Source organism: Comamonas sp. C24C, from assembly GCF_053345995.1.
Genome location: NZ_JBKFBC010000004.1, coordinates 119141 through 136757, shown reverse-complemented (window position 1 = coordinate 136757; position 17617 = coordinate 119141). Strand labels below are relative to the sequence as shown.

Sequence of the window (17617 nt, the reverse complement as noted above, 5' to 3'; positions counted from 1 at the left end):
TCGTTGGAAGGTGAAAGAGGTCGATTTTAAGCAGTGCGGTGCTCAGGTCAAGCAAGGCGTGGCTGATTGCCGAATTCAGCCAGCACTTTCAGCACGCTGGCGATCGCCGGGTTCAGGGCTGGCAACTGGCGATGGGCGATGGCCATGGGGCGCATCAAGGTGGGCGACAGATGTCGTATCTGCACGCTGCTCAGTTGTTGCTGCTCTTCCATGGCCTCCAGCGGCAACAGCGCCGCAGCCTGACCGGCTGCCGCCAGGCTTTTGAGCGCTTCGGTATAGGTCAGGGCGATGAAGGGGCGAGGGCTGAGGCCGGCCTGGCCGAACCAGCCGGCGATCAGGCCGTGCATCTGCGTGGCGGAGGCAAAGCAGGCCCAGGGGCGGCTTGCCAGCCATTCGGGGCTGATGCGGTCAGGGACCGTCCAGGCTGCGGGCAACAGAGCCACCATGGGATCGTTACGCCAGGGCGTGAGCGTGATCTCTGCCGTCTCAGCCTGTGGGCTGGCGACCAAGCCGATATCCAGCGTTCCGGCCTGGAGGCGTTGCATGGAGTCGGCCGAGCCCACCGCCTCCAGCCTGATGTCTATGCCGGGGCTGTGACGACTCAGGGCATCGAGCATCAGCGGAAACAGCCGGATGTTGACCCCGGCCGACACGCCTACCTTGACCAGGCCGGCGCGGCCACTTGCATGGCGCTGCACCTGATCGATCAGGTCGTCGCCGGCCTCCAGCAGCTTGCGTCCTTTCTGCACCAGCACCTGGCCGGCCGACGTCAGTTCTGCCTGGCGCCTGCCGCGCAGCAACAGCGTGGCGTTCATGCGTGTCTCCAGCTCCTTGATGTGCAGGCTGACCGTGGGTGGCGCCAGATGCAGCGCCTGGGCTGCTGCGGCAAAGGTGCCGAGATCGGCGATGGCAATCAGCGTCTGCAACTGGTCGAGATTCAGGTTTCGCATGGGTATTGAATCAGATTTTCTGAACTGAATGGTCAGATCATTCAACTTTACAGATGTTTGACGGATAAAGACCATTGGCCGACCATGAAAAATCATCAAATTGAACACCCTGATATGGGCTATGACGCGTTGGATGACAGGACTGTAGTTGGGCGCAAGCACGGGCTTGAAGCTGCAGGATCCGGGCAGGCCAGCGCACGGCGCTGGCTGGCACGAATCCGGAATTGGCTGGAGCGCGCCGAGGCGCGAGTGATGGCCGGGTTCAGAGTGCCTCCGAATGGTGGCTGAAGAGGATTGCGGGACGGCTTTCAAAGGGCTGCCGCTTATGGCAGAAGCGCGGAGGCGATGACACCAATCTTCTTGTCAGCACCAGGTCGGCGTTACATTGCGGGTTGCTGTTTCAGAGAGTCTTGGAGAGCTTATGTTGCTCAAGCAAATTCAATCCGTTGTGCTGTTCGTCCCCGATATCGACGCTGCAGCCATCTGGTATGCCGAACTGTTTCAGGTGCAGGTGCAGTACGAGAATCATCACTATGCGTTCATCAGCACGCCGGCATGCCTGATCGGATTCCACCCACTTGATAGTAAGTGCCCCGGCGGAGCCGGTGGGACAACCGTTTACTGGGAGGTGGATGATCTGGATCTGGCACGGCAGGAGCTGGAGCGACGAGGAGCAGTCTTGTTCCGTGGCCCGATCGTTACCAGTCTTGGCGCTGTTGTGGCCATGTTGCTCGATCCGTTTGGCTGCACCATAGGTCTGAATCAGGCTGGCAGTCAGCCGGTGCAGCCAATCCAGAGCTTGCCGGAGGCCAGCTAGCAGCCCAGGCCCAGGCTCAAGCGAATGCGCAATCAAGCCTGGGGCGAGTGGAGCGTTGATCTGCCGTGTTCAGCCTGAATAAGGACGGGCAGGCTCAGTGTCAAAATATCGACATTGTTTGCTTTTCTTCATGAGGAATCGATGCGTGCATTGGCGGAGCTTCTGGAACGTAACGAACCGGCTTTGCCGCTGATTCAGGCTTGGGCGCAGGATGCGAGCATTCCTGTGGAGTGCCTTCCTCCTTCGGCGCAGAGCGACTCCGTGTTGCTGGCATTGCAGGTCACGACGCGCTCGCCGCTAGGGGCAGTCGCACATGGAACCGGCGGAATCCTGGTCGACGGAGGCTGGCTCAGGATGCTGGGCTGCGGGCACGCCAGGCTCACACGCGATCTCGCGAGCTGGAATCGCGGGCGTAGTAGTGGGTTCTTGTTGATTGCCGACGATGCGGTGGGCGGATTCTTTGCGATCAACGGCGGAGCGCTCGGTGAAGATCTGGGTGTTGTCCATTACCTGGCTCCGGATACCTGGGCCTGGGAGTCCTTGGGGATCGGGCACACGGCATTCATGCAATGGGCTTTCACCGAGCAGGTGCGCGATTTCTATCGAGACTTGCGCTGGGAAGGCTGGGAAACCGAAGTGGCCGACATGGGCAATGACGCATGCCTGAGTTTTTATCCCTTTCTTTTCACGGAACAAGGCAGTGTGTGTTCGAGCGCGCGCAAACCGGTGTCTGCTACTGGTCAATCAAGGAAAGTGGATTGCCAGACCTGGGCTGATCCGAGGCAAGCGCCGAGGCAGCTGGCTTTTGATCCATTGAGCGGTCGGCTTCACTCGATGGTGAAGCGGCAAGGGGCAACCGGTTTGCTTGCCTGCGCTGCGCATCACAGGCTCAGGCTGGAATCAGCGTTTCCCGGACCCCTTTCCACCACCATCAAGTGCAGCCGCTATCTCGACCAGTTTGGCAATCGTGTTGAGATTTCTGGCCGTACCTGAGGCCGCTGCAGGGATCTTGAGTCTGGAGTTGCCCATTCCCGAACCGTAAGCCACATAGATTTCACGGCGGCCCAGTTGCAGTTGTTCGTCGTTGCGACCCGTGACCTGGGACAGCGCGTCTGCAGGAGGTGTCTCCTCAAGAAAGATAGCGACAGCGCGGTTGCCCGGGGACTCGGGAAAGGGATTGGCCTCCAGCACCTGCGTCATCTGCTGGAGCGTACGCACAAAGACTTCCATGGGCTTTCCCGCGTAGCTGGCCAGGCGTTGCGCCAGGGCCGACTTGAGTTGCTGTGCGGAGCAATCTGCTTTCAGCACCACGTTGCCACTGGCGATATAGGTCTGTACCTGTGTAAAGCCTTCGGCCTCGCACATGGACTTCAACTCCGCCATGGGAAGTTTGCCGGTTCCGCCGACATTGACGGCACGCAGCAGAGCGATATAGATGGGCATGACCGATACCTTGGCGGGATCTCGAAGGAGTACGCCAGCCTGCGAAGGCGGGTTCGCACGATGCGGAGCAAGGGCGCTGGCGGAGATGCTAGCGTATCGCAATAGTTGGCGAGATCTGGCAGCCGGGCCTCGGATTTCACGTGAGATGCTGAAACCCGAGCAAGAGCTGAGCCGAGGCCAGCCTGGCGTCGGCGAAGCAGGGCCTCAGCAACAGCCTGCCATTGCCAAGGTGGTGGCAGGCCTGCCGATCACAGCCTCCGGGATTGAATGGTCATCAATTCGGGTAGAGGCTTGCTGTCTGGCTGGACGTGGTTGCCTGTTCAGGCCTGTTACCGGAAGCCACCGGAGCGGGGCTGGCCTGCGCAGATGCATCCGGCCCATAGTGGTTGCGGCGCTCTTCTGCGGTCATGGACTGAGGACATTTGGAGCCCGTGATCTCCAGGGCCATGCGAGCGGCAGGGTCCATGCAGTCCATCGCCAGTGAAGCTGCCTTCATGCCCTTGTTCCAGAGCTCGCGGCTCATTTTCAGGCGCGTGCAATGCTCGTCCGTCCAGGTCGTGCCGAAGCTCACGCCAAAGCCGGGGCCGTTGGCACTGCCGCTGCTGCTGCCCATGCAGGTGTCGTTGCTGGTGGTGAGGTTGGGGCCGCTCACGCTGGGTACGTTCTTCACGGTGTAGCTGCCGCTGTACTCGACGATATTCCTGGATGTCCCGGATACGCTGCTGTTCAGATTCTGAGTGGTTGTGCCGCTGGTCGTTATGTTTTGATCCGAGCTTGAAGTGGAGTGGCTTTCGATGCTGGATACCGATCGACTGTCCGCCGAAGCAACCGGATTGACGATGGTGATGGACTGATTCTGTTGCGCTCCCACGGCCGAGGAACTGGAGAGGCTTTGTGCACTGCTGTCGGCGCTTTGCGCAAAACCGCACACAGGGACACAAAGGCTTAGCAAGGCGATCGAGGCTTTCATGCTGTTTCTCCCTTGACCCCGAGTCTTGACCTGGTAGGCCTCGACTCGGGGGCAATACAACTGGGTTCGCGGACCTTATTTAGTTGGCTGCCGAGTTGGCCCATCCATAGGCATTGCCCGAAGTGCCACCGCCGTTGGAGCCACCGATGGCATTGCCCAAACTGAAGCCGGTCGTTGTCGCATTGCCGACGGAGGTCGCACCAGAGTTATTGCTGGTCGAGGTTCCGCCAGGGCCCGAAAGCGCCTGCGAGTTCGCGCCAAAGTAGGAGTTGGTATGGGCCGTGCTGTTCACCGCCGCAATGCCGTTGCCCATGGACGCGGTGCCAGCGACATTGTTGGTGCTCGAGTTGGCGTAGCCTCCCGCGCCCCCGCTGACCAGCTTGCCGGGAGCCTGGCCCTGGTAATTGCTGCCCACATCCGAATGTGCGTTGGCATTGGTGGCTCCATAGCCTCCCGCAACGCCGCCCCCGGTGGTCGCCGCAAGGCTGGTGACGGTTCCCGTGGTGGAGGCGCTTCCGCCGACACTGGAGTGTCCTGCAGCCACGGGTCCCCAGGAACCGCTCATGCCGGTACTGTTCCCAAAGCCGCTTGCTTGAGCACTTGCCGTCGCGCTATTGAAGCTCACAGCACTGCCTGTGCCTGAGCTCCCGGCCGAGGAGTAAGTGCCCGACGAGGCATTGGTCCCCGTGTTGGTTGCGGCAAGGCTGGAACTGCTGGCTGTAGCAGATGCCACACCAGCCAATGCAACAACCGCCATGACAATCAAAGACTTCTTCATGATCATTCCTTTGAATAGCCAGTTCTCGGACAACCGGGAAATTTCCAAGCGAAAGACCATTTGCCATAGCCCAATGATCAGTGCCAACCGCGATTACGTTTTGGCCTGGCACATGTTGTTCCAAAACGTTCCTTCGGTTAATGGCAGTTTCAATAAGCCGGATGAAAACAGAAATACCTTGTTTGGGCATGCGTCGAGGCCCTTTCAGGTAGGTAGTGCTATTTTTATAATTTATTGAATTTCAGAACTTCATTGCTATCAACAATGAAGCGTAATTGAGTATTTGAGGCATTGTTTTAAATTGTAAATTTCAAAACAATATGACCATTGAGCTGCAGAGTCCTCTTTAGGTAAGTGCTTCCAGCCAATGGAAGATTTATTATTTTTTGATTTTAAATACCCTTTCTAAGTGGTTTTTAATTGTAAATATTGTGCAATTAGATGCCGTTGAACATTATTTTTTGAATTCATGTTCAGTTCCTCTGAACTTTCCGGAACCCGAATACGAAAGACGGCCTTACCGGAATAACGGATATGGCTTGCCATGTCCCATATCGGGCTGCATCTGGTCCAGCTTCGGTATTTACCGCATCCCCGAAATAGCGCCGCGGCTTGCCGGCAGCTCTCACTGCGCAGATGCGAGCGATGGGATTTCGCGTTCCGATCGCCCGCCAGAGCTTCAAGCGGTCATCAAGCTTTTCGCAGCTTAACTGGCAGTCCTTGCCTGACCACTGCCCCCGATACCCAGTCGATCCAGACATTGTCCTTTTCCGGCCGGGTCGGATCGGCAAAGCCCAGAGCATTGAGGTTCACACCATTGCCATGCTGCGGGTTGGCATGGGTGGGCCGGCCGTCCACCTTGTGGGCCACGGTGCCCAGTTGCTTGTGGCCGTAGCCATGCTCGACAGCGATGGCGCCTGGCGCAATACCGGCGCGCACCAGAGCGACTGCTTGAAGCTTGCCGCCAGGGGTGCTGATTTCGATGGGGTCGCCATTGGCGATGCCCAGCTTTGCCGCGTCGCCCTTGTTGATGCTCACAGGATTGTGCGGGTGCACCTGGCGCAGGCGCGAGGCGGCAATGGACATGCTGCTCATCAGGTTGGACTTGTAGCTGGTCATGGTCAGCGGCCAGTCTTGCTCGGTGAACACGGCACGCATATCCGAGCCATCGGCCAGGCGCGCGGGATACCAGGTGGGGCAGCCGCTGTAACGCTCGCCGGTCATGGAGTGGCGCATCCTGGACAGACCTTCGTGCCAGAAGGTGACCGGAAATTTGGCTTGCAGCTTGAGCTGGTCGTCCTTCCATGCATCTTCGACCTTGTCAAAGCGACCGCCACGGCTCATGACCATCGCGACGCGTCGCACTTCCTCCGGGGCGACACGCTTTTGCAGCGACGGCATCCACTTGTCGAGGCCGGTGATGGCGATGTCGTCATCGCTGGCTTCGAGCACGGGTTTGCCGGCCTGGTAGGCGATGTTGCACATGCCGCGCAAGTAGAAGTCTTCGGCGTTTTCCAGATCGAGCGGCTCGCCGTCTTTGGTGGACATGGCATTCTTGCCAAAGCCGGGCAGGCCCAGCTGCTTGGCCACGGCAAAGACAAAGCTCTCGAAGCTGATGGGTTGGCCGTCTGCCGTTTTGGCGGTGGCGGCATCGACGGTGGGCCAGCGCACGGTGCTGCTCTTGGCCACCACATCGGCCCAGGGCGCACCAATGCCCCAGCTTTCATAGGTGACGGTATCGGGCACGATGTAGTCGGCCAGTGCCGACGTCTCGTTGATGAAGGGGTCGACCGAGACAAACAGCGGCAGCTTTTTAACGTCCTTGACCGAATCGGCAAGCGCATTCTCGAAGCCGCACATGGCGTAGATGGGGTTGCTGATGTGGTTGATCCAGGCCTTGACCGGGTAGGGGTAGCCCAGCATGCCGGCCGCCAGCATCTCGCTGGAAAGGCCGCCGGGCGCGGGGTACCAGGGTGCCTGGGCGGGGTAGGGGTTCTGGCCCGCTTCCTTTTTTCGCTTGAATTCGCTCGTCTTCTCGTAGGGGAACTTGGTGCGCGACAGGGCCACGCCCCGGGGTTTGACTGCACCTTCAAACTGCGCAAAGTTGTAGCGTGGGCCGGGGCCGAAGGGGCCAAATGGCCCTGCGTCCATGACCCAGCCGCCGCGTACGTTCAAGTTGCCGATCAGGTTGTTGAGCATGGCAATGGCATAGGCGGTGTAGAAGCCCGAGCCGTTCATGGTGCCGCCGTGGGAGTTGGCCACGGCTTGCTTGCCATGGCTGGTGAATTCGCGCGCCAGATCCTCGATTTCCTTGACCGACACGCCGCACAGGGACGCGTATTCTTCCAGCGTCTTTTTGTGCGCTTCGGTGCGCAGTTTGACAAAGGCGGTGCAGACAGCAACAGGAGTGGGCTCTTCGGTCGCGTCCGCAGTCTTTCGGGGGGTGAACTCGCGATCCACGATCAGCTCGGCGCTCTGGGCCACGGTGTGCGCGGCCAGCGATTCATCGGCCAGCTGCACCACATAGACATCCTCGGCGGGCGTTTTTTCATCGACCGGCTCAGGCATGGGTAGGCCGATATCGGCGCCGCGCAGGAACTGGCCATAGCGCGGGTGCCTGGGATCGTTGATCAGCAAGTGGGTGGCGTTGCTCCAGCTGGCTTCACCAGCGGCAGCCATGGCGGCGGGGCCGGGCTGGGTCAGAAACTGCCTGTCATAGCGCTCGTTGTCGATGATCCAGCGGATCAGGCCCATGGCCAGCGCCAGGTCGCTGCCGGGTTTGACGGGCAGCCAGCGGTTGTTGTCACCTGCAGCATGGCTGGACGAAGTGGGCAGCATGGGCGAGACCACCACGTATTTGTACGTGTTCTCGCCGCGTGAACGTGCTTCGGCCAGCTCGCGGCCCACGCGCTGGAACGGGTTGCCAGACTGGGCCGGCGAGGTGCCAATGAACAGGCCGAAGCGAGAATTCTTCCAGTCCGGCTTGCCGTGGGGCATGCCGGCCATATCGCCCAGGGCCGCCCCTGTGCCCACCCGGTAGGTCTGACCGCAGTAGGAGCCGTGGTTGGACACATTGATGGTGCCGAACGACTGTTTGGCAAAACGGTTGACCAGAGGGGTGCGGCCTTCGTTGGCGGCTTCCGTCACCAGCAGCTGGTTGGATTTGGGGCCGTATTCGGGGTTGGCTTCATCAATCAGCGTATTGACGTCGCGGATGGCGCGCAGACCGTCCACATGGCCTTCGCCGAAGAGATCGCCGCCTTCGCAGATTTCCTGAACCAGCTCTTCGAGCGTGATGCTCTTCCACTGTCCGGAGCCGCGCGGGCCCACGCGCTTGAGCGGCTTGAGAATGCGATGCGGGGCTTTTTGATGCTCGAGCATGGCCGATCCGCGCGCGCAACTGGTGGCGCGGCCTTCCAGGCCGTTGTCACCGCCCAGCATGGCATAGACCTCTCGCACCGGTGCTTCCATGGGAGCGGGGTGTGTGGTGGCCAGCGGGTGATAGGGGTTGCCGGCAATACGGATGATCCGGTTGTCGGCAGTATCTACGCGCACACGCACGCCGCACTGTGTCCAGCAGCCCAGACACGAGGAGGGGCTGACCACCTGGCCGGGCTGGGTCGTGAGTTTGCCGCTGACGGGATCGATGCGGAACTCTGGCGTCAGCGAGTTGCCGCGCGTGGCGCTTTGGGTGGATTTGCCCGAGCTTCCGGTGATCAGCCCCTTGGCTCCCTTGGCCACGGTTTCGCCATACCCTGCAGCAAAAGCCGCCAGACCGCCTGCAACGGCACCGCCGCGCAGCAGCATGCGTCGGCGACCGGCATCGGTGTGACCGGCCTCGACGTCTTGTGATTGTTTGGAGGAGAGTTTCTTGTCATTCATGGTCTTGCCCTTTGTGCAGGGAAGGGCAAGCGCAGCAGTGGTTCTATGATATTGATAGCTGCAAGCGCTTGCTGGTATTGCGATTTATGCGTATTTGGCTTGATTCTTAAACAGTGCTCGCTCGCTTGCGCACCGGGAACAGCTCCAGTGCCCAGGTGACCATTGCGACCAGTGCCACGCACAGGCCGGCCACGCCCAGCATGCCCATCAGGCCGTTACCGCCCAGTGGCATGCTGTAGAGATAGAGGCCGGCGCCGAATTTGGGTACGCCCTGCACGCCCATGAACAGCGCCCAGCGGAAGGCCCAGGCTGATGCGGCCAGCCCTATGCCCAGCACCAGGGTGTAGCCCTTGGCTGCCAGACGATGCTCGCCACGCAGCAGGGCCATCACCACGGCGGCGCCAAACACGGCCGAGCCCAGCATGGAGATGCGCCAGACAGGGAACTCCTTGAACAGGCGCATCGCCATATCGAAGGAAGGGCTCTGGCCCGCGATGCCGGCAATTCCCCAGGTCAGGGCACTGGCAATCAGGCCGGTGGCCAGCCACAGGCCCAGATGGCGCAGCCCTTGCAGGGTTGCTGCATCCGGCTGCAAGGCCCGGGGCAGAAAGCGGTAGAGCACAAAACCCATGCCCACAGTGGCCAGCCAGCCGCTGAGCGCCAGATTGATCGGCACCCATAGCGTGTTCCATAGCGGGCGCGAGCGGATGACCATGATTTCGGCACCCGTGTAGACCACGATGCTGAGCGTGGACAGCACCAGAACAGGCACCAGTAAGCGCATCCATTGCGGCCTGCCCATCCACCACAGCGCGCACATCAGCACGCAAAGTCCGACAAAGCTGGGCATGAGCACGGCACCCAGGCTCATCCACGACCAGGGAGTGAGGTGGGCATAGAAATGCCAGAAACGCGCTGGCTGGTGCAGATCGGCCAGCAGGGCGACAGGTGCGGCAATCGCGCTCATGGCCAACACCAGCACAGCCGTGGGCAGCAGACGCTGGCGCAAGCCATGGGCCGGGCCGAATGCGCAGGCCGAGGTCAGCAGCGCGGCCCCTGTGGCCACACCGACCAGAAAGAAATACTGCACGGCCCAGGGCAGCCAGGCCGCTTCGTAGGCAGGGGTCAGGAGTTCAATGATTTGCATGAGGGCACTCCTTTCACAGATGTTCGGCAACTAGGCGAACCGTGGCCTGGCCGTCCACGCCGTTCACGAACTCATCGGGCAGGCCGATGTAGAAGACATGCGGCTTGGTCTGCATGCCGGGCTTGAGGACCTTGATCTCATCCTTGTGAGCCTCGATGCGCCGGTTGATTTCGCTGTGCGCGTCGTTCAGGTCGCCGATCACGCGCGCACCGCCCACACAGCTTTCCACGCAGGCGGGCAGCAGGCCGGCTTCCAGGCGGTGTTCGCAAAAGGTGCATTTGTCGGCGGTCTGCGTTTCGTGATTGATGAAGCGCGCGTCGTAGGGACAGGCCTGCACGCAATAGCCGCAGCCCACGCAGCGCTCGTTGTCGACAAGGACGATTCCGTCGGTGCGCTGAAATGTGGCCTGCACCGGACATACCGGCACGCAAGGCGGTTCGTCGCAGTGGTTGCACAGCCGAGGCAGACTGACCATGGCTGCAGCCGTGTCGCCGGGCTGGTCGATTTCGTACTGCAGCACCGTGGTGCGGAACTGGCCGATGGGGGGCTGGTTTTCGACCGAGCAGCTCACCGTACAGGCCTGGCAGCCGATGCATTTGCGCATATCGACCAGCATGCCGAAGCGTTTGCCCTCCATGCCGGGGCGTCGTGTGGGCTGGAAGCTGGGGTCGCCGGGCAGCGCTGCGCGGGCGCTGCCCACAATGCCTAGGCCAGCGGCCATGGCAATCAAGTCCTGCAGGAAGCCGCGCTTGGAGGGCGCTGGCACTGCCAGCGCAGGAGTCCGGGTAATGGATGGAGTGCTGCAGGTGCAGGCCGAGCTGCTGGTAGAGCAGTCGGAGAGTTCTCGTTTCTGAAGTGGCATGGCCCTTCCTTTCATCGTCACACTGGCAACAGAAAACTCTGATGCCTTACATATAAAAAGTATTAAATTAACTTCTTTTATATGAATATGACTATATGAAAGTCGCCATTTGCGCTGCTTGATTTGAGTCAAATACTCGCTTTCCCGGGAGTTTTTGGACTGGAAGTCCTGCCAGGACATGACTGCTCGACAAGCATGCCGGCGCTTCATTAATGAACTGTTAAGCAATCGATACATCGCGATCTGTAATCAGGTTTGCCGGCCTGCCGATGCTGAAGACGAAACTCCGTATCCTGCATGCCTGATGCAGCCTCGAATGCGGGGGGCTGGCTGCCGCCCCGGGCAGCAGCGGTGCGGTCCGGCCCTTGAGCGCTTGTTTGTGGACCAGCATGAGGCAGTTTCGTTGCTGTCCGACAGTGCTGTGGGTGCGCGAGTTTCTTGGAGGCGGTGTGTTTTCTGTAAGATGTTCACATGCTGCAGGTTTTATGAGCGGCCGGCCCCGATGCTTGCTGCTTCGCAGCTATCTTGGTGCACTGCCCAGTGCATGCGATATTCCAATTTCGTCACATTGAAAGGACCGATATGTCACGCTCTGTTTCCGACGCCGTTTCCACTGCCCAAGACGATCTGGAAAAACTGGTCAGCGATCTGCGCGGTCTGCTGTCTGCCCGTGAACTGGACAAGGTTCCCGAAATCAGCGCGCTGCGTCAGCGCATCGACGACAGCATGGCCAACGTGCGCGAATCTGCCGTGCGTGCTGCCCATGATGCTGCTCGCCAGGCGCGTGAAGCTGCCGATGTGGCCGACCGTTACGCTCATGACGAACCCTGGCGCGTTGCCGGTGCAGCGCTGGCCGTTGGCGCTCTGCTGGGCTTCATGCTGGGTCGTCGCTAAGCATTGCCGAGTTGCATAAGGACAAGTGCCTGTGAATCTGATTTCACTACTAGGTCTTGATTCCCTGATGGAGCGATGGCGCGCCAACCTGAACGAGGCAGCGATTGCTGCCGAAGACCGGGTTGATCTTGCGCAGCTTGAATGGCAGCAGCACAAGCGCAGCATGCAAGCGCTGGCGGTGCTGGCGATTGTGCTGGGCGCACTCACCGTGGTGGTGCTCATTGTCCTGTCCATGGCTGTGATCGTGCAGTTCTGGGACAGCGAGCATCGCCAGCTGGTGGCGTGGCTGCTGGTCGGCGGCTGGGTTCTGATCTGGGGTTTGGGGCTGTGGCGTCTGCTGGCTGCCGTCAGGCAACTGTCCAGTCCCTTCAGGCTGACACGGCGCGAGCTCAGGTCAGACTGGCAAGCGCTGAAGGAGAAGATTTAGCATGAATAGCGTCTCTCCCGATTCGCGATCTGCAGAGTTGGAGCCCGCCAAGCCTGCAGGCATGGATGCTCTGCTTTGGAATGAAGCGACCGCCGAGCAGAAACTGGTGCTCTTGCGCATTGCCAAGCAGCGTGCACGCATCAAGGCCAGAGCTGCTGCCAAGGCTCAGACGCTTGCCTTGCGCAGGTCAGAGGCGCCGCATGTGGACGCGGATGCTCCCTTGCCAGAGCGCCTGTTGTCGTTCGTGCGCCTGCATCCGCTGGCAACGGCCGCAGCGGGAGGCTTGCTCATGGTCCTGGGGCCGGGCAAGCTGATTCGCTGGGGCAGTGCTGCGCTGCCCTGGATCCTCAAGCTGCAGCAACGTACGCGCGGCTGAACAGTCCTGAAAAAAACAGCCCGTCTGGTCTATGCCAGACGGGCTGTTTCCTTTTGGCGCGGCCAGCAGGCCAGGCCTCAGGGCCAGTGCAACTGCAGTGAAATTTCAGTGCATATGGGCGATGGCCTGGGCTGCTTCGGTGACCAGATCAGGGCCGCGATAGATCAGGCCACTGTAGATCTGCACCACATCGGCGCCCGCGCGGATCTTGCTCACGGCGTCAGCACCGCTCAGGATGCCGCCCACGCCGATGATTGGGAAGCGGCTGCCAAGGGCTGAACGCAGCTGGCGAATGATCTGGTTGCTGGCTTCGAGTACGGGCGCGCCGGACAGGCCACCGGCTTCTTCAGCATGCTGCAGACCCTTGACGGCGTCGCGGCTGATGGTGGTGTTGGTGGCAATCACGCCATCCATGCCGTGGCGCTCCAGCGTCGCGGCGATCACACCGACCTGTTCCTCATCGAGGTCGGGAGCGATCTTCACGAACACCGGCGTGCGCTTGCCATGCTGGCTGGAAAGCTGTTCGCGGCGATTGGCGACGGCACCCAGCAGCGCATCCAGCGCCTCGTCGCTCTGCAGCGCACGCAGATTCTTGGTGTTGGGGGAGCTGATGTTGACCGTCACATAGTCGGCGTGAGGGTACACGCCGTCCAGCGCCTTGATGTAGTCGCTGGTGGCCTCTTCAATGGGGGTTGTGGCGTTCTTGCCGATGTTCAGGCCCAGCAGCATGGCGCCGCCATTGGCGCGCACTTGGGAGCGACGCACATTGGCCAGGAACGCATCCAGGCCTTCATTGTTGAAGCCCAGGCGGTTGATCAGCGCGTTCTTTTCCGGGATGCGGAACATGCGGGGCTTGGGGTTGCCAGGCTGGGGGCGGGGCGTGACGGTGCCCACTTCCACAAAGCCGAAACCCATGGCGGCCAGCGCATCGATGCAGCGTGCATTCTTGTCCAGGCCGGCAGCCATGCCGACGCGGTTCGGGAACTTGAGGCCCGCCAGCTCGATAGGGTCGCTGATCAGAGGGCGCGCCCAGGCTTTCTGCAGCAAGGTATTTTGACCCTTGGCCATGAAATTCATGGTGAGGTCGTGGGCCGCTTCGGGGTCCATGCCGAAAAGAATAGGACGCGTCAGTGAGTAAGGAATAAGAGACATGGAGATAATCACAGGATTACCTGGATTTTCCCTCATGACGACATCTGCTGCACCTCTTTCTCAAGATGAACTGAAAACTTTGGTCGGACAAGCTGCCCTGAAATATGTGGTCGCCGGTGAAATTGTGGGCGTGGGCACAGGCTCCACGGTCAACAAATTCATTGATGCATTGGCCACTATCAAGGATCAGATTCCTGGCGCCGTCTCCAGCTCCGTGGCCAGTACCGAGCGCCTGAAGGCCCTGGGCATCAAGGTGTTCGATGCCAATGAAGTCACCAGTCTGGCTGTCTATATCGACGGTGCCGACGAGATCGACGGCAAAGGCCATATGGTCAAGGGCGGTGGTGCGGCGCTGACGCGCGAGAAGATCGTGGCGGCGCTGGCTCAGCGTTTTGTCTGCATTGCAGATGAGTCCAAGCGCGTGCCGGTGCTGGGTAATTTTCCGCTGCCCGTGGAAGTCATTCCCATGGCGGCTGCCCAGATCGCCCGTCGCTTTGAAGCCATGGGCGCTGACGTGACGGCGCAAATTCGCATGAAGGATGGTGCGCCGCTGGTGACCGACAACGGCCAGCATATTCTGGATGTCCGCGGCCTGAAGATCGCCGAGCCGCTGGCCTTCGAGTCCGAAGTCAACCAGTGGCCAGGCGTGGTGACCGTCGGCGTGTTTGCGCACCAGAAGGCTGTGGTGTGCCTGCTGGGAACCGCTCAAGGCGTGCAGACGCTGGAATACTGAGCAGTCAGTCGCTGCCGGAAAGCCACCTGCTTGCGCAGGTGGCTTTTTTTATGAAATTGATAGCTGCTAACGCTTTATGACTAGGCGTTAGAGCCTGATTTAATTCGAAATTTATGAGTCCTAGAAGCGCAGACCAGCGGGGTTGTCAGGCGTAGGGGCACCAGGGGCAGGGACTGCGGGTGTCGTGATGCGTGCTGCGGGACGCTCTGCAGGCTTGGCTGCTTCGGTTACGGCTGGTGCCGGCACGGTCAGGGGCTTGGCTGCGGGGGCTTTGTAGTTCTTGGGCAACTGGGGCTGCTTGGGGTAGCCGGCAGCGCTCAGGTACTGGTCCCAGCTGTCGGCGCCAAAACCCTTGAGGTGCTGGTTGCCGATGGTGGCAAAGGGCAGGCTGTCCTGCCCGCTGAGCTTTTTGAGCGCCGCCACATCGCTGCTGGTGTCTATGCTGCGTTCGCTGAACGGGATGCCGCGGTTTTGCAGATGAGACCGGGCCTCGTCGCAGGGCTCGCAGTCCTTGCCCGTATAGATCGTGACGGGATAGCGGTTGGCAGTCTGGCGCAGTTCGTAGGGCAGTTGTGCGTTGGCCGAAGACGCAGAACCATCGGCGCTGCTCACGGCTTCGGTGCTGGGCTTGGCGTTGGGGCTGATGGCTCGGTCGGAATAGGTGACCCGCCCGTCGGGACCCACGCTGCGGTAGAGATTCTGAGCCGGGCTGACTCCGCTCGCCAATGCGGCAAAGGTGGCTACAAGCGTCGTCAGCAGCAGTGCGTTGCGGGACGTCGGTTTCTCGGCCGAAGGCCGGGCAATGAAAGATCGTGGCATCTCAATCTTGATCAATGAAGTGCAATGAGGAGGTCTGAGGGCGCGAGCGCCAATGGGCAGAGCATAGCCTGCATGAAGGTCTGTCTGCAGCCAGGCTTCGGTCTGTCTTGATCTGGTCCCGGTGCGCAAGTCAGCCAGTGTCAGTCTAGGCCTTCTGCTTGCAGTCGCCGACATGAAAAAGCGCCCTCGAAGGGCGCTTTTCGGGAGGCCGCACAAGACTCAGGCAGCCTGGCTCATGCCTTGGTGGCGCAGCAGGGCGTCAATCTGTGGCTCGCGGCCACGGAAGGCCTTGAAGGACTCCATGGCAGGGCGGCTGCCACCGGCTTCCAGAATCGACTCGCGGTACTTGCGTCCGGTCTCGGGGTTGGGCGAGCCGTCGGCCAGCACGGTTTCCTCGAAAGCCGCATAAGCGTCCGCGCTCAGGACCTCGGCCCACTTGTAGCTGTAATAGCCAGCGGCGTAGCCGCCGGCAAAGATATGGCTGAAGGTGTGGGCCATACGGTTGTAGGCTGGCGATTGCAGCACGGACACCTCGGTGCGCACCTGGTTCAGCAGCGCCATGAAGTCGTCTGCCGGGTTGTGCTCGGTGTGCAGCAACATGTCGAACAGCGCGAATTCGATCTGGCGAAGGGTCTGCATGCCGGACTGGAAGTTCTTGGCCGCAATCATCTTGTCGTACAGCGCGCGGGGCAGGGCCTCGCCCGTGTCCACATGGGCGGTCATGTGCTTGAGCACATCCCATTCCCAGCAGAAGTTTTCCATGAACTGGCTCGGCAGTTCGACGGCATCCCACTCCACGCCGGCGATGCCCGAGACATCGCGTTCGTTGACCTGCGTGAGCATGTGGTGCAGTCCGTGGCCGGTTTCGTGGAACAGGGTGATCACGTCATCGTGCGTGAGCAGCGCGGGCTTGCCGTCCACGCCGGACGCGAAATTGCAGACCAGATGGGCCACAGGCGTTTGCAGCTGGTGGGTGTCGGGGCGCAGCCAACGCGTGCGCACATCGTCCATCCAGGCGCCGCCACGCTTGCCCTTGCGTGCCTGCGGGTCCAGATAGAACTGGCCGACCAGCTGAGGGCCTTGTGCGCTGGAGCGCTCGATGCGGTAGAACTCCACGCAGGGGTTCCAGACCGGGGCTTCATCGCGGCGGATGGAGACTTCGAACAGGGTCTCGACAATCTTGAACAGGCCGGCCAGCACCTTGGGTGCCGGAAAATACTGCTTGAGCTCCTGCTCGCTGAAGGAATAGCGGGCTTCCTTGAGCTTTTCGCCGATGAAGGCCCAGTCCCAGGGCTTGGGGTCGGCAATGCCGAGATCGGTCTGGGCAAAGGCGCGCAGATCGGCAACGTCCTTTTCGGCATAGGGGCGGGCGCGTTGGGCCAGATCGCGCAGAAAGTCTATGACCTGCTGGGGTGAATCGGCCATCTTGGGCACGACCGAGACCTCGCCGAAGTTCTTGTAGCCCAGCAGTTGGGACTCTTCCAGGCGCAGGGCGAGAATTTCCTTCATCACGGCGGTGTTGTCAAAGCGCTTGCCGTCGCCCTCGGCCTGGTCGGAGGCCCGGGTCACATAAGCCTGATAGATCTTCTCGCGCAGTGCGCTGCTCTTGGCGAACTGCATCACCGGCAGATAGCTGGGCATCTTCAGCGTCAGCTTGTAGCCTTCCTTGCCATCTGCTTCGGCGCCGGCCTTGGCCGCGGCGATCACATCGGCCGGAACGCCGTCCAGCTCGTCAATCCTGGCGTAGTAGGCAAAGGCGTCGGTGGCGTCCAGCGCGTTCTCGCTGAATTTCTGGGCCAGCTCGGCCGAGCGCGCCTGGATCTGCGCAAAGCGTTCCTTGGCTGCGCCCTGCAGTTCGGCACCCGAGAGCACAAAGCCGCGCATGGCATGGTCCCAGGCGGCGCGCTGCTCCTTGTTGAGGCTGGCCGGGGCTATGGCCTTGTACTTGGCGTACAGGCGTTCGTCGGCACCCAGATTGGTCCAGAACTCGGTGACCTTGGGCAGGGCTTCGTTATAGGCAGCGCGCAACTCGGGCGTGTCGGCCACGCTGTTGAGGTGATTGATGGCCGACCAGGCTGTGCCCAGCTTTTCGGTCGCCACGTCCAGCACGGCAGAGATGGCGTCCCACTGCGCGGGGAAGTCCGGCGCAACCACGGTCTCCAGCGCCTCGCTGGCACGGGCCAGCAAAGTGTCGATGGCGGGCGCCACATCCGCAGGCTGAATGCGGTCAAACAAGGGCAGGGAGGAGGATTCGAGAAGTGGATTGCTCATGCTGTATTAGGTGCCGGCAAGGTCGGGAAAATCAAGCGCTCTCAGGGTATTTATTGCTATCGCCTTCATAGCGTCAGCCTGTGGTCAGAAGCGCGC

General features: G+C 60.9%; 18 protein-coding genes. 8 read left to right on the top strand and 10 right to left on the bottom strand.

Annotated features, from left to right (window positions below; all coding sequences use genetic code 11):
* Nucleotides 1-47: 47 nt before the first annotated feature.
* Nucleotides 48-950: a LysR family transcriptional regulator gene (locus tag ACLBXN_RS09495; protein ID WP_447611949.1), complete on the bottom strand. Its 903-nt coding sequence runs from the start codon at nucleotides 948-950 to the stop codon at nucleotides 48-50.
* Nucleotides 951-1034: 84 nt separating this feature from the next.
* Between ACLBXN_RS09495 and ACLBXN_RS09490 the strand changes: the two genes are divergently transcribed.
* The 3 genes from ACLBXN_RS09490 (at nucleotide 1035) to ACLBXN_RS09480 (ending at nucleotide 2760) form a co-directional block, all read left to right on the top strand.
* Nucleotides 1035-1238: a hypothetical protein gene (locus ACLBXN_RS09490; RefSeq protein ID WP_447611948.1), complete on the top strand. Its 204-nt coding sequence runs from the start codon at nucleotides 1035-1037 to the stop codon at nucleotides 1236-1238.
* 133 nt (nucleotides 1239-1371) lie between these two features.
* Nucleotides 1372-1767 carry a VOC family protein gene (locus ACLBXN_RS09485; protein ID WP_447611947.1) on the top strand — a complete coding sequence of 132 codons (396 nt, stop codon included), beginning with the start codon at nucleotides 1372-1374 and terminating at the stop codon, nucleotides 1765-1767.
* A gap of 141 nt (nucleotides 1768-1908) precedes the next feature.
* A complete protein-coding gene (locus ACLBXN_RS09480) occupies nucleotides 1909-2760 on the top strand; it encodes a DUF2625 domain-containing protein (protein ID WP_447611946.1) in 852 nt (283 codons plus the stop codon).
* On the opposite strand, the gene ACLBXN_RS09475 is transcribed toward ACLBXN_RS09480, so the two are convergent.
* The 3 genes from ACLBXN_RS09475 to ACLBXN_RS09465 form a co-directional block, all read right to left on the bottom strand.
* Nucleotides 2668-3210 (bottom strand): DUF1697 domain-containing protein, encoded by a 543-nt coding sequence (locus ACLBXN_RS09475; protein WP_447611945.1) that lies wholly within the window; start codon nucleotides 3208-3210, stop codon nucleotides 2668-2670. The two genes, ACLBXN_RS09480 and ACLBXN_RS09475, sit on opposite strands and share 93 nt — an antisense overlap.
* 274 nt (nucleotides 3211-3484) lie before the next feature.
* Entirely contained in the window at nucleotides 3485-4180 is a 696-nt protein-coding gene (locus ACLBXN_RS09470) for a hypothetical protein (protein ID WP_447611944.1), read from the bottom strand.
* 79 nt (nucleotides 4181-4259) lie between these two features.
* The gene (locus ACLBXN_RS09465; RefSeq protein WP_447611943.1) at nucleotides 4260-4958 is read right to left on the bottom strand and encodes a hypothetical protein; all 699 of its coding nucleotides are present in this window, start codon (nucleotides 4956-4958) and stop codon (nucleotides 4260-4262) included.
* On the opposite strand from ACLBXN_RS09465, the gene ACLBXN_RS09460 reads away from it, so the two are divergent.
* Entirely contained in the window at nucleotides 4843-5196 is a 354-nt protein-coding gene (locus tag ACLBXN_RS09460; protein WP_211456790.1) for a hypothetical protein, read from the top strand. The two genes, ACLBXN_RS09465 and ACLBXN_RS09460, sit on opposite strands and share 116 nt — an antisense overlap.
* Nucleotides 5197-5648: 452 nt before the next feature.
* Here ACLBXN_RS09460 and ACLBXN_RS09455 read toward each other — a convergent pair whose 3' ends face one another.
* The 3 genes from ACLBXN_RS09455 to dsrO form a co-directional block, all read right to left on the bottom strand.
* Complete coding sequence (locus ACLBXN_RS09455) at nucleotides 5649-8840, bottom strand: molybdopterin dinucleotide binding domain-containing protein (protein WP_447611942.1); 3192 nt, start codon at nucleotides 8838-8840, stop codon at nucleotides 5649-5651.
* 106 nt (nucleotides 8841-8946) lie between these two features.
* A complete protein-coding gene (gene nrfD / locus ACLBXN_RS09450) occupies nucleotides 8947-9987 on the bottom strand; it encodes an NrfD/PsrC family molybdoenzyme membrane anchor subunit (protein ID WP_447611941.1) in 1041 nt (346 codons plus the stop codon).
* Between the two features lie 13 nt (nucleotides 9988-10000).
* Nucleotides 10001-10849, bottom strand: a complete 849-nt coding sequence (dsrO, locus tag ACLBXN_RS09445) for a sulfate reduction electron transfer complex DsrMKJOP subunit DsrO (RefSeq protein ID WP_447611940.1) — start codon at nucleotides 10847-10849, stop codon at nucleotides 10001-10003.
* Nucleotides 10850-11431: 582 nt separating this feature from the next.
* On the opposite strand from dsrO, the gene ACLBXN_RS09440 reads away from it, so the two are divergent.
* From ACLBXN_RS09440 to ACLBXN_RS09430, 3 genes are read left to right on the top strand one after another with little or no spacing between them, the layout of a single operon-like run.
* Nucleotides 11432-11743 carry a DUF883 family protein gene (locus ACLBXN_RS09440; RefSeq protein WP_003055367.1) on the top strand — a complete coding sequence of 104 codons (312 nt, stop codon included), beginning with the start codon at nucleotides 11432-11434 and terminating at the stop codon, nucleotides 11741-11743.
* 31 nt (nucleotides 11744-11774) lie between these two features.
* Complete coding sequence (locus tag ACLBXN_RS09435; protein WP_447611939.1) at nucleotides 11775-12170, top strand: phage holin family protein; 396 nt, start codon at nucleotides 11775-11777, stop codon at nucleotides 12168-12170.
* A 1-nt stretch (nucleotide 12171) separates the two neighbouring features.
* Nucleotides 12172-12546 (top strand): hypothetical protein, encoded by a 375-nt coding sequence (locus ACLBXN_RS09430; protein ID WP_043007626.1) that lies wholly within the window; start codon nucleotides 12172-12174, stop codon nucleotides 12544-12546.
* A gap of 105 nt (nucleotides 12547-12651) precedes the next feature.
* Here ACLBXN_RS09430 and ACLBXN_RS09425 read toward each other — a convergent pair whose 3' ends face one another.
* Nucleotides 12652-13698, bottom strand: coding sequence for a quinone-dependent dihydroorotate dehydrogenase (locus ACLBXN_RS09425; protein WP_302090895.1), 1047 nt, complete (start codon nucleotides 13696-13698; stop codon nucleotides 12652-12654).
* 34 nt (nucleotides 13699-13732) lie between these two features.
* On the opposite strand from ACLBXN_RS09425, the gene rpiA reads away from it, so the two are divergent.
* Nucleotides 13733-14431 carry a ribose-5-phosphate isomerase RpiA gene (rpiA, locus tag ACLBXN_RS09420; protein ID WP_447611938.1) on the top strand — a complete coding sequence of 233 codons (699 nt, stop codon included), beginning with the start codon at nucleotides 13733-13735 and terminating at the stop codon, nucleotides 14429-14431.
* A gap of 120 nt (nucleotides 14432-14551) precedes the next feature.
* Here the strand turns inward: rpiA and ACLBXN_RS09415 are convergent, their stop codons facing one another.
* Both ACLBXN_RS09415 and ACLBXN_RS09410 read right to left on the bottom strand, forming a co-directional pair.
* Complete coding sequence (locus ACLBXN_RS09415; RefSeq protein WP_447611937.1) at nucleotides 14552-15250, bottom strand: glutaredoxin domain-containing protein; 699 nt, start codon at nucleotides 15248-15250, stop codon at nucleotides 14552-14554.
* A 219-nt stretch (nucleotides 15251-15469) separates the two neighbouring features.
* Nucleotides 15470-17521 (bottom strand): M3 family metallopeptidase, encoded by a 2052-nt coding sequence (locus ACLBXN_RS09410; protein WP_447611936.1) that lies wholly within the window; start codon nucleotides 17519-17521, stop codon nucleotides 15470-15472.
* Between the last annotated feature and the right edge of the window lie 96 nt (nucleotides 17522-17617).

What these genes read in the sequence shown, in the direction of transcription:
- ACLBXN_RS09440 (WP_003055367.1), top strand. Translation starts at nt 11,432, where the DNA reads ATGTCACGCTCTGTTTCCGACGCCGTTTCCACTGCCCAAGACGATCTG.
- ACLBXN_RS09475 (WP_447611945.1), bottom strand. Translation starts at nt 3,210, where the DNA reads ATGCCCATCTATATCGCTCTGCTGCGTGCCGTCAATGTCGGCGGAACC.
- dsrO (WP_447611940.1), bottom strand. Translation starts at nt 10,849, where the DNA reads ATGCCACTTCAGAAACGAGAACTCTCCGACTGCTCTACCAGCAGCTCG.
- ACLBXN_RS09480 (WP_447611946.1), top strand. Translation starts at nt 1,909, where the DNA reads ATGCGTGCATTGGCGGAGCTTCTGGAACGTAACGAACCGGCTTTGCCG.
- ACLBXN_RS09490 (WP_447611948.1), top strand. Translation starts at nt 1,035, where the DNA reads ATGAAAAATCATCAAATTGAACACCCTGATATGGGCTATGACGCGTTG.
- ACLBXN_RS09455 (WP_447611942.1), bottom strand. Translation starts at nt 8,840, where the DNA reads ATGAATGACAAGAAACTCTCCTCCAAACAATCACAAGACGTCGAGGCC.
- rpiA (WP_447611938.1), top strand. Translation starts at nt 13,733, where the DNA reads ATGACGACATCTGCTGCACCTCTTTCTCAAGATGAACTGAAAACTTTG.
- ACLBXN_RS09430 (WP_043007626.1), top strand. Translation starts at nt 12,172, where the DNA reads ATGAATAGCGTCTCTCCCGATTCGCGATCTGCAGAGTTGGAGCCCGCC.
- ACLBXN_RS09410 (WP_447611936.1), bottom strand. Translation starts at nt 17,521, where the DNA reads ATGAGCAATCCACTTCTCGAATCCTCCTCCCTGCCCTTGTTTGACCGC.
- ACLBXN_RS09425 (WP_302090895.1), bottom strand. Translation starts at nt 13,698, where the DNA reads ATGTCTCTTATTCCTTACTCACTGACGCGTCCTATTCTTTTCGGCATG.
- nrfD (WP_447611941.1), bottom strand. Translation starts at nt 9,987, where the DNA reads ATGCAAATCATTGAACTCCTGACCCCTGCCTACGAAGCGGCCTGGCTG.
- ACLBXN_RS09470 (WP_447611944.1), bottom strand. Translation starts at nt 4,180, where the DNA reads ATGAAAGCCTCGATCGCCTTGCTAAGCCTTTGTGTCCCTGTGTGCGGT.
- ACLBXN_RS09495 (WP_447611949.1), bottom strand. Translation starts at nt 950, where the DNA reads ATGCGAAACCTGAATCTCGACCAGTTGCAGACGCTGATTGCCATCGCC.
- ACLBXN_RS09415 (WP_447611937.1), bottom strand. Translation starts at nt 15,250, where the DNA reads ATGCCACGATCTTTCATTGCCCGGCCTTCGGCCGAGAAACCGACGTCC.
- ACLBXN_RS09485 (WP_447611947.1), top strand. Translation starts at nt 1,372, where the DNA reads ATGTTGCTCAAGCAAATTCAATCCGTTGTGCTGTTCGTCCCCGATATC.
- ACLBXN_RS09465 (WP_447611943.1), bottom strand. Translation starts at nt 4,958, where the DNA reads ATGAAGAAGTCTTTGATTGTCATGGCGGTTGTTGCATTGGCTGGTGTG.